At 63.4% G+C, this 15,821-nt stretch carries 4 protein-coding genes; all 4 read left to right on the top strand.

Annotated features, from left to right (window positions below):
- Positions 1-201 precede the first annotated feature (201 nt).
- The 4 genes from CJ178_RS02500 to CJ178_RS02515 are packed head-to-tail and all read left to right on the top strand — an operon-like array spanning position 202 to position 15,816.
- Positions 202-12,654, top strand: coding sequence for a non-ribosomal peptide synthetase (locus tag CJ178_RS02500; protein WP_095886036.1), 12,453 nt, complete (start codon positions 202-204; stop codon positions 12,652-12,654).
- A complete protein-coding gene (locus CJ178_RS02505) occupies positions 12,654-13,667 on the top strand; it encodes a Fe2+-enterobactin ABC transporter substrate-binding protein (protein ID WP_033235010.1) in 1,014 nt (337 codons plus the stop codon). Before CJ178_RS02500 ends, CJ178_RS02505 begins: the two co-directional genes overlap by 1 nt.
- A complete protein-coding gene (entS, locus tag CJ178_RS02510) occupies positions 13,664-14,977 on the top strand; it encodes an enterobactin transporter EntS (protein WP_095886037.1) in 1,314 nt (437 codons plus the stop codon). Before CJ178_RS02505 ends, entS begins: the two co-directional genes overlap by 4 nt.
- A complete protein-coding gene (locus CJ178_RS02515) occupies positions 14,974-15,816 on the top strand; it encodes a siderophore-interacting protein (RefSeq protein ID WP_033234871.1) in 843 nt (280 codons plus the stop codon). The genes entS and CJ178_RS02515 overlap by 4 nt, the downstream gene beginning before the upstream one ends.
- Positions 15,817-15,821 lie beyond the last annotated feature (5 nt).

Genomic DNA, 15,821 nt, shown 5'->3' on the forward strand with positions numbered 1-15,821 from the left:
CGGTGTTGTCGGAAATGAAGTAGTTGTTCTTTCAATAAGATTCGGTATTTCACCTGCGGTAATTGTCGGAAAGCGTCGACTTGGCGGCGGTTGCGAAAATTGCCCTGAGTGAGTCTTCCACTTTGCCGCATATTTAGTTTAGGCTGCCCAAAATGAGGTTAGGCCACCCTTGCGTGGCACGTCCGCGGCGAAAGGATCAGTGTGAGCGTTTTTCCAGGTTCGAACTCCATCGAGGCAAGCGAGAATTTGCTTGCACTGACAGGAGCTCAGCTCGGAATCTGGAACGCGCAGAGACTTGATCCGGAATCGCGGAGTTATCTCGTCGGCGAGGTGCTCGAGATTGTCGGCGACGACGCGATCGATACCGCACTTCTGGCAGATGCCATCCGGGCGACGATCGGCGAGGCCGAGACCATGCGGCTGCACATGATCGAGACGCCTGACGGACCTCGACAGATCATTTCCGACGCTCCCGTCGGTGACATCCCGATAGTCGACCTGCGGGCGGAGCGTGACCCGGTTGCGGTTGCGCACGCCCTCGTCGACGCCGAACGAGGCCGGGCGTCGGAGTACTGCCGGGCGATGGTGGAACGCCCGCTGTACACGTACTCGCTGATCAGGCTCACCGATCGCGAAGTCTGGTGCATCCAGCTCTATCACCACCTGATCGTCGACGGATACAGCGCGGCAATGATCTCGCGCCGCGTGGCCGACCATTACACCGCGCTCGCGCGCGGAAGTGAGGTAGCACCAACACGATTCGGCTCGATCGAGCAGCTGATTGCCGAGGACGAGGAGTACCGCGGCGGTGAGCAGTTTGCCGAAGACCGCGACTACTGGCGTGACGCTCTTACCCCGTTGCCGCCGTTGGACGGTCGAGGCAAGCAGGTTGCCGGGCCCGCCGAGCGAACCGTTGCGGTCCGCAGTGTGATGTCGGCCGACACCCTGACCAAGCTCAAGGCAGTGGCGGCCACAACGGGTACGACCTGGGCCGAAAGTCTTATTGCCTGCTACGGAGCATTCTTGCATCGCCTGCTTGGTGAGTCGGACGTTGTCATCGCGATGCCGCTGATGGCTCGGGTCGGTCGCACGGCGCTCCGGACTCCCGCGATGGCTGTCAATGTGCTGCCACTGCGTCTGACGGTCCGCAGCGGTGATCGACTCGGCGACCTCAGCAAGCAGGTCGCGGCGTCGATGAAGAGCATGCGTGCTCATCAGCGTTACCGCGGCGAGAACCTGGCCCGCGATCTCGCGGTGGCCGGCAGCGGTGCGTTGCTTCACGGAATCGGTATCAATCTCAAGGCATTCGACTTCGCATTGGACTTCGCAGGTGCTGTGGGCGTGCTGCGCAACGTTGCAGGCGGTCCGCCGGAAGACCTCGGCTTGACTGTTACACCCATTGCCGACGGTGAGGTGCTCCTCGGGTTCGAGGTGGACGCCCGCACCAACACTCGTGAATCCGTGGAACGACGCCTCGCGGGATTTGTCAGCATCATCGACGCGATGGTCGGGGAGGACGATCCGGCTGTCGGGCAGGTGGACGTACTCTCCGTCGCCGAGGCCGACCGGATTCTGGTCGACCGTGAGAGCGCGCCGAGCGCCGGCCGGATCGAGCACGTTGCAGGTGTGTTCGATCGTGTTGTCGCCCAACAGTTAGAGGCCACGGTCCTGGTGTGCGGCGACGATTCTCTGACCGGCGGTGAGCTGGGCGCTCGCGTCTACCGACTGGCGCGCGCGTTGCGAGCCCGCAGCGTCGGACCTGACGACATAGTCGGGATCGCATTACCGCGCACAGCCGACATGGTTGTTGCACTGCTCTCGACGCTCCAAGCCGGGGCCGCGTACGTGGCATTGGATCCGGAGCATCCGGCAGAGCGCCTGCGGGCTCTGATCGACGACGCTCAGCCCAAGGTTGTGCTGACCACTGGTGCACTGGCGGAGCAACTTTCGGGGGATTCCCGGCCGGATCCAGTAGTCGTGGAGTCCGAAACGCTGCGCGAGGAACTCACGGGTTACTCCGATCTACCTATCTCTGCGAGTGAACTGGCTGCTCCGCGTCACGCGGACCACCTCGCCTACGTCATCTACACATCCGGATCGACGGGGACACCCAAAGGCGTTCTGGTGCGAAGCGGCGGACTCGCGCATTTGCTACACCACCACAGTGCGACGATCTACCGTGACGCTGCGAACCGAGTGGGCGGGCGACAACTGCACACCGCTCATACGGCCTCGTTTGCCTTCGACGCATCCCTCGACCAGCTGCTGTGGCTGCTGTGTGGACATCGAGTGCATGTGTACGACGAAGAGCTTCAGAAGGACGCCGACGCACTGGTTTCCGCGTTCGCGCGCGATCGGATCGATGTCGTCGACACCACCCCCTCGATGGCTACGGCACTGGTCGACAGTGGATTGTTGACGGGCGCACACCCACTGGCATTGTTGGTTGTCGGCGGTGAGGCCGCGCCGCCTGCGCTCTGGGATGCGATCATCGCTGCGAACGTGCCGGCCCAGAACCTGTACGGACCCACGGAAGCAACCGTCGACGCGATTGCTACTTCCGTCCACGGCGCCGAACCCCGAATTGGCTACCCGCTCGCGGGAACTCGCGCGTATCTCCTCGACAGCGCGTTGAAGCCGGTTGCCGACGGCGAGCGCGGAGAGCTCTATCTGGCCGGTCCTCAGTTGGCCAGGGGATACCTCGGGCGGGAAGCCGCGACGGCTGAACGATTTGTTGCCGACCCCTTCGGTGCTCCCGGCGACCGCATGTACCGGGCCGGCGACCTAGCCCGTTGGGTGCCGGGCCGCGGATACGAATTCATCGGCCGCGGCGACAAGCAGGTCAAGATCCGTGGTCATCGCATCGAACTCAGTGAGGTCGAAGCGATTCTGGGTGCCGTGCCCGGCGTCGGCGCGGCCGCAGCCGTCATTCGCACCGACGGTGGACGCCCCAGTTTGGTGGGTTACGTCGTGGCTGTGGCCGGTGCTACTTTGCCGCCGCAGGACGAACTGCGCCGTGATCTTGCGACGCGAGTGCCGGATCACCTGGTGCCTTCGGTTGTTGTTGTCTTGACTGAACTTCCCGTGACTGTCAACGGAAAACTTGATCGCGCGGCGCTACCCGCTCCGGTTCTGGAATCAGAAGGTCGTGCCGCATCCACACCTCGCGAGCAGATCCTCTGTGCTGTGGTGGCGGAGGTTCTGGGACGGGACCGAGTTGGTGTCGACGAGGACTTCTTCGGTCTCGGTGGTGACAGCATCACCGCCATCAGCGTCAGTAGTCGGCTACGTGTGCGCGGAGTGCTCATTGCTCCGAAAGAGCTTTTGGCGCAGCGCGATTTGGGGACCATCGCAGCGGCGGCCCGCGAGGTCGCCGACGATGACAACCGCGCCGCTGCTGTCGTCGACGTAGCGACCGGCTCAGTGATCGCACCACCGATCGTGCGCGCATTGACCGACAAGAACCCCACCGACGAGTCCATTGCCGGTTACGCACAGTGGACCGCTGTGCGTATCGACGAGGTGGTCGCGTTCGAGGACATCCGATCCGGGGTCCAGATGATCCTCGATCGCCACGATGCACTGCGACTTCTACTGCGACGGGGAACTGGCGGCGCCGCCACCGAATTGATCGTTCGTGACTCGGGTGCGGTGCGCGCAAAGGGGCTCGTGAGTGAGATCGCGGGAAGTGCTGACACTGAACTGATCCAGCGCACCGCCGAAGAAGCTGCGGCGCAACTCGATCCGCGTGCAGGCAATCTCCTGCGCGTCGTGTTGCTGCGAACCCCAACCGGTCACCCGGATCAGTTGATCGTCATTGCGCACCACTTGATCGTCGACGGCGTTTCCTGGCGGATTCTGCTTCCCGATCTGCACGAGGCAACTGATGCTGCGCGCGAACGTCGATCCGCCACGCTCGGCGTCTCAGGTAGTTCGTGGCGTCGGCACGCGGGCGTGCTCGCGGAGTTCGGGGTCTCGGGCACACTGCGATCCGAACTCGACTACTGGAAGACCGCCGCCGGCATCACGGCAATCGGCGGTGGAGGCGCTGCTCCGATCGGCGCTCGTCGACTCGACCCCACGACGGACACCGTGAGTACCGCGGCCCGCACCACAACCCTAGCGTCGGCAGCAGTGACCGAAGCGGTTCTGACCACGCTTCCTGCGGCGTACCGAGCGCGGGTAGACGAGGTATTGCTGGCAGCGTTGATGTTGGCGTTGCGTTCGTGGCAGAACAGTCGTGGGCACGAATTGGGTCACACGCAGACGGTGACCGTCGAAGGACACGGTCGTGATCCGCTGACCGAAGACACCGACTTCGCCGGAACGGTCGGCTGGTTCACCAGCGAGTTCCCGGTATCGGTGCCCACCGACGCGATTTCGAGCCGCGACGCACTGACCGACGCTCTGAGCGGTGGCGCGGCGGCCGGAGATCTGCTGCGTAGCGTCAAGGAGGCGAAGCGCGCTGTTCCGGGCGGGGGCGTCGGCTACGGGGTACTTCGCTACCTCGATCCTGTTGCGGAACCGGAATTCTCCGACGTCGTTGAGCCTGAACTTCTGCTCAACTATCTGGGACGCTTCCCGTCGTTGCCGGGAACCGGGTGGAGGCTACCCGAGCATGACGCATTCTCCGTGATCGAACCGGCATCCAAGGCGATGTCGGAAGTGTTGGCGCTCAATGCGTTTGTTCGCGAAGACGGTGACCCCCAATTGGCTGTCGAGTGGACGGCAGCGGGCCGGGTGTTGGACGCCGCGATCGTCGATGAACTGCACGGACATTGGGACCAAGCTCTAGCGGCGCTCACCGCGCATGCAGCGCTGTGTGCCGGCGGGTTGACCCCCTCCGACTGCTCGGCTCATTGGGTCGATCAGGACGGCATCAATGAACTGGAGTCGGTTCACGGCCCGCTCGCCGATCTTCTTCCGTTGTCCCCGTTGCAGGAAGGGTTGCTGTTCCACGCCGTTCGAGATGGCGTTGCGGACGTCTACACTCTCACTGCTCGTTTTGATCTCACCGGACCGCTGGACGACGCGCGGCTGGCCGAAGCATTCGAGACGGTCATCGACCGGCATCCGAACCTGCGCGCGGCGTTTCACTACGAACAGTTCGATCGGCCGGTGCAGGCAATTCCGCGTTCGGCCAAGGTCGCCTGGCGCTCGGTCGATCTGACGGCGGTACCGAAGGCGGCAGCACTGCGTTCGGCGCAGCGCCTGGAGGACGAGGCTGCCGAGCACATCTTCGACGTCGGACTGCCGCCGTTGTTGCGCGCCCTACTGATTCGTCTCCCCGGTGATGTCCATCGACTGATCCTCAATGCGCATCACCTGCTCACCGACGGCTGGTCCACGCCTATCGTCCTGCGTGAATTGATGAACGTTTACCACGACGGTGACGCCGGTCTGCCGACGCCGACTCCGTACGGCGACTACCTGGCGTGGATCGCCGACCGTGACGAGGATGCGCAACGGGCAGCGTGGAGCAAGCGTCTGCGTGGGCTGACCACTCCGACGCTCGTTGCTGACGGACAGTCGGAACGAGGCGTGCCGGTGCAGGTTCCGGTACCGCTGTCGGACACGGACGCCTCGGCGCTGATCGAACTCGGACGCACCCGCGGTTTGACTGTCAACACACTGGTCCAAGGGGCCTGGGCTGCAGTCCTTGCCGAGCTGACGGGGCAGTGGGACGTTGTTTTCGGAGCGACAGTCTCCGGTCGTCCCGCCGATCTTTCCGGTGTGGAAGCTATGGTCGGATTGTTCAGCAACACGATTCCAGTGCGGTTCGACATCGCTGCCGACGTGCCTCTTCTCGAGCAGTTTGCCGGTTTGCAGAACGCACAATTCGATATGCAGGAGGTCGAGCACGCCAGCCTCGCGGAGATCGAGCGAATCGCGGGAATCGGGCAACTGTTCGACACACTTCTCGTTTTCGAGAATTTCCCGAATTCCGGAGCCGGCCAGCCCAGCTCGCACGAGCTGCGCGTCAGTAGCTTCACGAACCGTGGTGTCACGCACTACCCGATGACGCTGATGGCACCGCCGAGCCTGGGCCTCGATCTTGTGCTCTACCACGATCCTGTTGCCATTCCCGCAGACACCGCTGCGCGGGTGGTGACGCGATTGGGTGAGATTCTGGGCGGTGTTGTTCATTCGCCGTCGTTGCCCGCGGGGGACCTCCTCGACGTCGTGAAGCGCGTTTCGATGCGCAGACCTTCCCCGGCGCCGATCAAGTCGGATGTGGCAGCGCCTGGTGCCGTGGATCCTGTCGTCGTGGACGCACTGTGCCGTTGCGCTGCAACGGTGTTGGATCTTCCCGTAGTGAACCCGGCTGATAACTTCTTTGCCCTCGGCGGTCATTCGCTGACCGCTATGCGTTTGGTGGGAAGCCTGCGCAAGCTGGGCTTACGCGTATCGGTTTCGGATGTGTTCGATACGCCGACCCCGTTGGGGCTGGCCGGCGTCGCGCGGATTGACAACACGAAGTTCGGTGCGCTCGAGCTGGACTCGACCGTGGCAGCGCCCGTGGATGGTGTCGGGGATCAGAGCGAGGCGCCGCGCGGCGGCGCCGAGCCGGGAAATCCTGACGACGAAAAGTACTGGGTTCAGGTGCTCGGCGGTCTGCCGCTCGACGTGGATCTTCCCTACGATCGAACTCCGTCCCCGGCGTACCGTGCCCACACGTACATTCGGCAGCTGGGCGAAACCGTCGACCGGGATTCGATGCTGCTCGCTGCAGTTGCCGCCGCGCTGAGTACCTTCGGTGCCGGCCGCGACATAGCGGTCGGATTGGTCGACGCCGAAGCGGAGTCGATCATCCGGGTCGATCTGAGCGGCCGACCGACCTTTACCCAGGTCGTGGACCGGGTCGAGAACGCCATGTCCGGCGCCGGTTTGCATTCCGACGTGAGTCTCGATCGACTCGCGAACCTCCTGGATCGTTCTCGGGCAAGTTTGTGTGCCGCTCGCGTGGGGCGTGCCGACGCAGTCGTCGATCTCGAGTTTGTGCGCGCTGGTTCCGAGATTCACCTGACCGTCAATGCCGAGGTGTACGACGGATCCACCGCGGACGCCCTCCTCGACACCGTGATCTCGGTACTCGAGCGCGGCGCCCGGCACGGGGACCTTCCCGTTCCCGAATTGCTGCCGACGGTGGCTCGTCCGCATAACGACCCACCGCGGCGAGTTGACGCTCCAGCGGGAATATCGATCCTGTTCGAGCGGAATGTCGTCGCAGCACCCGACGTCATCGCGCTGGTCTCCGGCGAGTCGACGCTCACCTACCTCCAATTATCGCGCCGGGTGGACGAATTGGCGCGCGAACTTGTTGCCGCCGGTGCCGGGCCGGAGCAGGTTGTTGCCGTTGCCCTCGACCGATCCGTGGATCTGGTCGCAGCACTGCTGGCTGTTCTGCGCGTCGGCGCGGTGTACCTGCCACTCGATGTCGATTATCCGGCCGAGCGGCTCGAATTCATGATCGAGGACGCGGCACCTGTTTGTGTTCTGACGAGTTCCGATGTGGCAGGGCAACTTCCCTCGACTGTGTCCGCGGTGGTGCTCGTGGACGCAGCACGGACGAGTTCCGATGTTGTTCTTGCAGAACCGCGACCGGCCGGTGAGCACCTTGCCTACGTCATCCACACTTCGGGTTCGACGGGTCGACCCAAGGGAGTGATGGTCAGCACTGCCAATCTCGCGGCGTTCGCCGAGACTGTGATCGGCGATCAGTGGATCAGGCCAGGCGATCGCATTGTTGCGGTGACGACGGTGTCGTTCGATATCGCCGCGCTGGAATTGTTGTGTCCGCTGGCTGCCGGTGCCACCGTTGTGCTCGCCGATCGGGGGACGGTCCGTGATCCGGATGCCCTGCTCGAGTTGATCACGCAAAGCCGTGCCACCGTCATGCAGGCAACTCCGTCGCTGTGGCGAGTTGTCACGGAACACGAGAATGCGCATCGCCTTCTCCAGGTTCGAGCGTTGGTGGGTGGAGAAGCACTTCCGCAAGACCTGGCCGATGATCTGGTGACATTCTGCCCCTCGGTGCGCAACGTGTACGGACCCACGGAAGCGACAGTGTGGGCGACATCGGCGGTACTCGATCGCGATGATCGGGTCACGATCGGGCGACCATGGACCGACGTCCACGCACGGGTACTCGACGACGATCTGCGGAACGTTCCGGAAGGTGTTGCAGGCGAGCTGTACCTGGGCGGTTCGCAGGTGGTACGCGGATACTTGAACCGACCCGATCTGACGGTCACCAGGTTTGTGGCGGATCCGAGCGTGCCGGGCGCCCGCCTGTACCGCACGGGTGATCTGGTTCGACGCAGGAACGGTGTGTTGCATTTCTTGCGACGTGCGGACGATCAGGTGAAGGTCCGCGGGTTCCGTATCGAACTCGGTGAGGTCGAGGGCGCGCTCTGCGGTGTGAGCGGTGTATCTCGTGCGGCCGCCACTGTGCGAGTAGATGCGGCAGGCATCGGAAGTCTGCACGGGTACGTGGTGGCTGAAGTCGGTACCGGCCTCGATTCGGCTTTGGTTCGCAAGGAAGTTGCGCTGCTGCTTCCCGAACACATGGTGCCGCAGACACTGACGGTGCTGGATGCGCTTCCGTTGACGCTCAACGGAAAAGTCGACCGCAAGGCGCTTCCCGAAACGGCGCCGGATCGGTTGCGGCACCCCTTGGTGACCGTCGACTCCGATCGGCGGATACGTCTCGACATTCTCAGTCCGGGTTGGCGGGATGTGTTGCCTCTCGGTCCGTTGCAGGAAGGCATGTACTTCCAATCGGTACTCGACGGTGCCGGCGGCACTGACGTCTACCACATGCAGCCGAAATTCACGTTCTCGGCGGAGGCCGATGTGGACATTTCTGCGCTGCGTGCGGCGGGGGATGCACTTCTGCGCCGCTACCCGAACCTGCGTGCCGGCTTCACTCACGCCGGGTTCGACGCTCCGGTTCAGTTTGTTCCGCTGGCAGCCTGCATGCCTTTCCGGGAAGTTGACCTGAGCACTACTCCGGTCGCCGAGATCGAGGGTGCAGTACAGGCACTCGACGAAGAAGAGTTCGCCACCGTCTTCGATCTGAGCGCTCCACCGCTGATCCGAATGGTTCTGGCGTGGTTGCCGGGCGGCGGCGCGCATCTCGTATTCACCCAGCATCACCTGCTGACCGACGGTTGGTCGCAGACGCTGATGTACGCGGAACTGTTTGCGCTGTACGAATATGCTCGTTCGAACGGCACAGATCCGGTCCACCTCGACTCGGCGTTGGAAACCCCGGCGGACTTCCGTGATCACCTGCGCTGGATCGCCGAGGCAGATCGCCCGGAAGCTCTTTCGTCGTGGAAGAACTATCTGGCAGACCTCGAACAGCCGACGCTTGTCGGTGGCACCGGTTCCGGCGGTAGTGCGCCTCTTCCGGTGTTCACGCGAGTTGTGTTGGAACAGAGCATCAGTAGTGACGTACGGGACCTTGCGCGCAGGACCGGTGTGACCCTGTCTACGGTTGTCTCCGCGGCCTGGGGACTGGCTCTGCGAGCAGTGACCGGTCGTGACGACGTGGTCTTCGGTTCGACGGTGTCCGGACGTACGCCTGAGGTGGACGGCGCGGACCGCATGGTGGGTCTGGCGCTCAACACCATTCCGGTGCGCATGAATGTTCGCCCCGGGGAGCGGATCTCCGACCTCCTCGGACGGTTGTTCCGCGAGCAGGGTTCACTCCTCGAACATCACCATGTGGGTCTCGGCGACGTTCAACGCGCGGCAGGATTTGCCGCACTGTTCGACACGCTCTACGTTTTCCGTAATACCCCTCGCGACGAACAGGCACGCCAGGACACGTTCGGGCGCAGTGGAATCGTCGGATTCGACGCGGTGGACGGCACCCACTACGCGCTCACACTCGATGTTGATCCCGGTGTGGGTGACGCGTCGATGGCGCTTGTTCTCGAGAACCGGCCGGATCTGGTTCCGGGCGATGTGGCGCACGACGTTCTGGCTCGTACCGAAGCCATCCTCGAACTGATGGCGCGTTCCGAGGCGGCGACAGTGGCCGACACGGCGGTTCCGCGCGCCCAGACGCCCACCGAGTTCGTGTCGCAGCACGTCACGATGCCCCTTCCCGGAGAGCCGGGCGGCAGCGTCGACGCGTTGCTGCGAGAACGAGCGTTGGCGACACCGGACGACACCGCACTCGTATTCGGCGATGTCACGTTGAGCGCTGCGCAGATGAATACGCGAGTTGATCGGTTGGCGCGAATACTTGCGTCGTCCGGCGCTGGGCCGTCCGGCGTTGTTGCGCTTGCACTTCCGCGGACAGCGGATCACGTGGTGGCGATCTTTGCCGTCATGCGAGCCGGAGCTGCCTACCTTCCGTTGGATCTGGCGCATCCCGCCGCCAGGCTGCGGGAGTTGATCGAAGACAGCAATGCGGCCGTGGTGATCACCACCGCCGATCAACACGATCTCGTCGCTGCCGAGGGTCGGACAAGCATTGTCATCGACCTGCCGAACATCGTTGACATTCTTGACGGCCGCGCCGAGACACCCACTGTTGCCGATGCAGCGGTAGGCGGTCCGACATCGGCGGATCAGCCTGCCTACGTGATCTACACGTCGGGCAGCACGGGCAAACCAAAGGGCGTCGTGGTGGGCCACCGCGGCCTGACCACGATGTACCACAACCACAAGGCCGAAATCTTCACGCCGACCGAAAACAGCGCTGCCGGGCGACGATTGCGTATCGCGCACACGGTGTCCTTCTCCTTCGACATGTCGTGGGAAGAACTGTTCTGGCTCCTCGCCGGTCATGAGGTTCATGTGATCGACGAGCAGGCGCGGCTGGATCCGGTGTCGTTGGTCAAGCACTACCAGTCCGTCGGCATCGATGTGGTGAACGTGACGCCCTCGTATGCACGGGAATTGACGGCGGCCGGACTTCTCGACGGTGATCACACTCCGGCGCTGGTCATGCTCGGCGGCGAAGCGGTTCCCGCGGAATTGTGGTCGCGGTTGCGTGATCAGGACGGCGTCGACGGCTACGACCTGTACGGCCCCACCGAGTTCACGATCAATGCGATGGGCTCGCCAGTTCGGGCAAGTGACACCCCGTGCTTGGGGCGGCCGATCCTCAATGCGTCGGCGCGGGTGCTTGATTCAGGCCTGCGCGAAGTCCCGGTAGGGGCGGCAGGGGAGTTGTACATGTCCGGTGACGGAACAGCGATGGGCTACCTCGATCGGACCGCTCTGACGTCGTCGGTATTTGTCGCCGACCCTTTCAGCGTCGGCGGGCGCATGTACCGGACCGGTGACGTGGTGCGTCGACGGCGCGACGGCGAACTCGAATACCTCGGACGCGCAGACCATCAGGTGAAGATCCGAGGAATCCGGATCGAGCTGGGAGAAGTGGAATCTGCACTGGCAGCGTGCCCCGGAGTGCTTCGCGCCGCGGCGACCGTTCGGCGTGACAACGGTTCGGCGCCACGGCTGATCGGCTACGTGATTCCCGAAACGGGTTGTGCACCGGGAGACCTCAGGGCGGTCATGCGGGAACGTGTACCGGCGCACCTGGTTCCGTCGGATATCGTCACCGTCGCTTCGATTCCGCTGACACCCAACGGAAAGCTGGATCGAGCGGCCTTGCCCGCGCCGCCGACCCGGGCAGCGGCACGCGCGCCTCGCACCGAGACCGAAAAGCAACTGTGCCAGGTCTTCGCGCATGTTCTCGGTGTCGACACCGTCGATCCGGAAGAGAGCTTCTTCGACCTCGGTGGAGACTCGTTGCGTGCCATGCGATTAGTGGGTGAAGTAGAACACGAACTCGGCGTCGGAGTGGGCGTGGGAACGTTGATGGCTCGCCCGAGCGTTGCCGAGCTTGCTGCTCATATCGCAAGCCCCCTTGACGTGGACCTCAGCCGTGATCACCTGGTGTCGCTACGGTCGGAAGGCGCCGACGAACCGTTGTTCTGTGTTCACCCGGCGGGCGGATTCGCGTGGCCTTTCGCACCGCTGACCGGGGTGCTCGAGGCTGATCGTCCGGTGTTGGGCCTGCAGTTGCCGACGCTCGCGGGCGACACCCTCGAAGCTACGAACGTGGATCAACTTGCATCGATGTACGTCGAGACGATTCGCGGCGTGCAACCGGACGGTCCCTATCACCTCCTCGGATATTCGTTCGGTGGCAACGTCGTTCACGCGATGGCTGCGCAGTTGGCGGAGGCGGGACACACGGTAGGATTCACCGGCCTGATCGACACCCACCCGCTCGGAACCAGGTCCGCTGAGAACCGGGAAGACCGCAGCATTGAACAGGACTTGGCAGCGGCACTCCCGCCGGAACTCCTTGCGCAGGCACCCGCCCTGGTCGAGTTGGTGCGAACCGGATTTGATGCCACTCGTTCACTGGCGTCGGGATCGGTGGACCCGAATTACGCCGGGTCGGTTACTCTGATCACCGCTGACACGGGTGTGTCCGGGGAAGTGCTGGCCGATCGCTGGCGCACAATCCGGGGGGACCAGGAACTTTCAGTCCACCACCTACCGTTCGACCACGCCGGACTGGTGACCCCAGCCGGTTGGGCGGCAATTGCGCCACTGCTCGACAGTCATCTGTCGCAGCCCACAAACCACACAGTTGGAAACACAATGGGAGTTGAATGATGAAGTCCACACCGCCCCTCGCGATTCGAAGTTGGCGACGATTCGTCGCGATTGCGGGTCTGTTGATCGTTGCACTCGTTGCGATGATCGGTTGCAGCAGCGCGTCCTCGGACGAGCCTGCAAAGGCAGACGAACCTACGACGCGTGTGATCGAAACCGAGAAGGGTTCTGTCACCGTACCGGCGTCGGCAGAACGGATCGTGGTGCTCAGCGGTGGCCTCGCCGGTTACCTCTATGCACTCGACGCACCCGTAGTCGCAACCGACACACGCGTTTTGGGTGTGACGAACCTCGACGGCGGCTTCCCGCCGGCTTGGGCAGCGGATGCAAAGGCTCAGGGCACCAAGGAACTGCCCGCCGGTGAGCAGCTCAACATCGAAGCCGTCGCCGCAGCTGCGCCCGACCTGATCATCGGTGGCGGACAGGGTGTCACCTCGGTGCAGGCTGAGGAGCTCTACGACCAGCTCACAGCAATTGCGCCGACCGTCCTCGTGCCGCGCACCGTTGCCGCATGGGACAAGCAACTCGAGATCGTCGCCGACGCAGCCGGACGCTCCGACCAGGTTCCGGCTCTGATGGATGCATACGACGCCAAGGTCAAAGAGGTAAAGGGCAAGATCACCGTTCCCGAGGGCAACGTCGTCTACATCCTCTCGCTCGCGAACAACAAGCCGTACCTCGTGCCGCCGACTGCCGCACTGCCCGCAATGCTTGCAGAACTCGGATTCAAGGCCGACGACGTCATGACCAAGGCCGGAAACCCGCAGCTCTTCGGCTCGGGTGACTCGTTCGAGGTCAGCCCGGAAATGCTCTCGCAGGTTGCCGACGCCCCTGTCGCATTTGTCATTCCGGTATCCGGACGCCCGATGGCAGAACTTGCCACCGATCCGCTGTACTCGCAGCTTCCTTCCTTCAAAGCCGGAACGACGTTCGAGCTTCCCGCCACCAGCTACCGTCCTGACTACGACGGCGCAATGGCGACCCTCGACCTGATCGGTCAGACCTTCGCATGACCCGACTCGGTGGGCTGGTCATCGATGTATCACCATTGCGGACCAGCCGTCCCTTCCGGTACGCGTTCTCCGCGCGAATGATCTCGCTGCTCGGGATCGGACTACTTGTCGTAGCCGTTCCCGCGCAGACGTACCAGCTCACCAAGTCGACCTTGCAGGTTGCCGGAGTGTCCACGGCGATGGCCGTCGCCATGTTCGTCGGCAGCCTGTTCGGTGGGGTGCTTGCGGATCGATACGATCGGCGACGCACTATCCAACTTGCCCGCAGCGCTGCGGGTCTCGGATTTGTGATCCTCGGGTGCAACGCTCTGCTTCCGCATCCGTCCATGTGGGTCATCTATGTCGCAGCGGCGATCGACGGCTTGGCCGGCGGCGTCAGTAGCTCGGCCCTGATGGCTTTGATGCCGGCGCTGCTGCCCCGCGAGAAGATGGCGGCAGCCGGCGCACTGGTGGCGTTGACCACCGATGTCGGGACGATGATCTCACCGGCGATTGCCGGAGTGATCATCGCCTCCGGCGGTATTCCTGTGACGTACTTCGTGGCCGCCGCGGCCACGGCGGGCACGGTTACTCTCTTCCAAGCTGTCGGACCGGCGCCGGCGCCCGGCACCAACCACGAAAGCCCCGTCCGCGCTCTCGTGACCGGAGTGAAGTTCGCGGGTACCCATACCGTGATCCGCGGAATCCTGATCAGCGGATTACTGGTCATGTTTGTCAGTGGTCCGATGGTCCTGCTTCCGGCCTTTGTCGACGACGTACTCGGCGGTGGCCCAACGATGCTGGGTCTGCTGTACGCGGCACCGGCAGTGGGCGCGGTGATCGGTTCGCTGACCAGCGGATGGACTGGGCGCGTTCACCGCAACGGCGCGGCTATGTTGATATCGGTCGCGCTCATGCCGCTCGGTTTGGTGATTCTCGGGGCTTCGGGGGCTGTATTCCTCGCCTTCCTCGGCCTTGCCGGATTCGGACTCGGACGAGCCCTCAACGACATCTTGCGATTCGCCGTCCTGCAACAGAACACGCCGGACGAATTGCGTGGACGAGTGTCGAGTCTGTGGATGGTGCAGGCCGTCACAGGTACGGCGATCGGGTCCATGGCAGCGGGATTCCTCGGCCAGTGGCTCGAACCGGGAACTGCACTGCTGGCCCTGGGTATTGCAGGCCTGACGTTGGGACTGATACTCCTCGCAACACTGGGTTCGGTGCGGCGGGTAACTTCAGAGGTAATCGTGCTCGATCGCCCAGACTCTCACCCGGAAAATGCGGTGCCCGTGGCCACTGCTGCGCGGGAAAAGGAAGGTAGTTCATGAATCGAGGAGACCATCTCGCGACCATTGCCGACGTGCTGGCGGGAACCAGCGGCGCAAAAGTGCCGTACCCCATCGGCATTCGTGAACTCGAAGTTGTTCGTAGCACCATGGTCGGATCAGGGTTGTTGCGGTTGACGTTGGGTGGACCCGAACTCGAAGGGTTCGAGTCGCACGCTCCGGATGAACATGTGCGGCTGGTCTACCCGAATGAGGACGGAACACTTCGCCTGCCCGAGCGTGATGGGACAATGCTGAAATGGCCGAGACCACTTCCGATCTCGCGTGAATACACCGTCCGTCGGTACGACCCGGATCTGGCGGAATTGGACATCGACTTCGCCCTGCACGAAGGTGGCTTCGCCTCCGATTGGGCCCAGGCCGTGACGCCGGGTACCCGGATCCATGTGGCAGGTCCGCCCGGTGGCGTCATCGTGCCGTGGACGTACGACAGGTACCTCCTCGCCGGCGACATCACGGCGCTGCCCGCGATCGCCCGGTGGCTCGAGATGCTGCCGGAAGCTGCATCCGGGTGGGCGTTCATCGAAATTACCGACGCTTCACAGGAAATCGAGTTGACGGTCCCGGAGGGTGTCGAGGTCCGGTGGCTGCACCGCGGTGACGTTCCGGCCGGACATTCCGATCTGCTCGAGCAGGCAGTGCGAACTGTCACCGTTGCTGAAGATGAGCGTATCTACGCCTGGATCTCCGGGGAAGCCACGAGCCTCAAGCCGCTTCGCAGGTTCGTTCGCGACAACTTGAAGTTGGACAAAGGCGACTACCTGATAACGGGTTACTGGAAGCGTGGCGTCGCAGATTTCGACGAGGACGACGAAGACTGAACCAG

This window comes from Rhodococcus sp. ACPA4, from assembly GCF_002300185.1.
GTDB lineage: Bacteria > Actinomycetota > Actinomycetes > Mycobacteriales > Mycobacteriaceae > Rhodococcus_F > Rhodococcus_F globerula.